1 protein-coding gene is annotated in these 595 nt (G+C 59.8%); it reads right to left on the bottom strand.

The window, feature by feature from the left end; all coding sequences use genetic code 11:
• Positions 1 to 550 (bottom strand): RBBP9/YdeN family alpha/beta hydrolase (locus tag AC5RTT_RS20720; RefSeq protein WP_494146731.1); only part of this gene is annotated, 550 nt, incomplete at its 3' end.
• Between the last annotated feature and the right edge of the window lie 45 nt (positions 551 to 595).

Raw genomic sequence — 595 nt, 5'->3', positions numbered from 1 at the left:
TTGTGACGCCATCTTCTGCCATGAAGTGTCCTGCTGCCGGGTGGACCTGCAGACGTGCGCTTAGACGTCTGGCGAGGTCATCGGATGCTTCCGGCGGCACGAAAGGATCTGTGTTGGAGCGAAGTACTGTTCGTTGCCGAATGCTCGTTGCCACCCGCTCTACGGCAGCGTCAGTTGCGAGGAAACCATCGAGTTCCGGTAATGCTTCCAGTGGTTCAGTGAACCCGGCGACCACCACGAGACCGCCCAGCTCCCAGGGTTCCGGCAGTGTCTCGAGTACCCGTAGGACGGTGACCACGCCGAGGGAATGTGCCACAACCACTGTTGTCGCATCCGGCACTCCGAGTGCCGTGCTGACTGCGTTCTCCCAGGCTGCCTTGTCAGGATTGTCCGGGTTGGGGAGTGGAACGACTGTGACTTCTATGTCTTCAGCTTCAAGGGCGCTTTGCAGCCAGGGGAACCAGTTTGAATCCGGAGACGATTGGTATCCGTGGACGATGACGACCCGCTGGACGGGTCGAACCGGGACATTACTGGCTGGGGCGTTCATAGGCAAAGACTCTAGAGGGTTCAGGCGGCATGCCAGTCATGCGCG

It is taken from the genome of Arthrobacter sp. Y3221157 (genome assembly GCF_059089865.1).
This window is presented reverse-complemented; position numbering and strand designations above follow the sequence as displayed.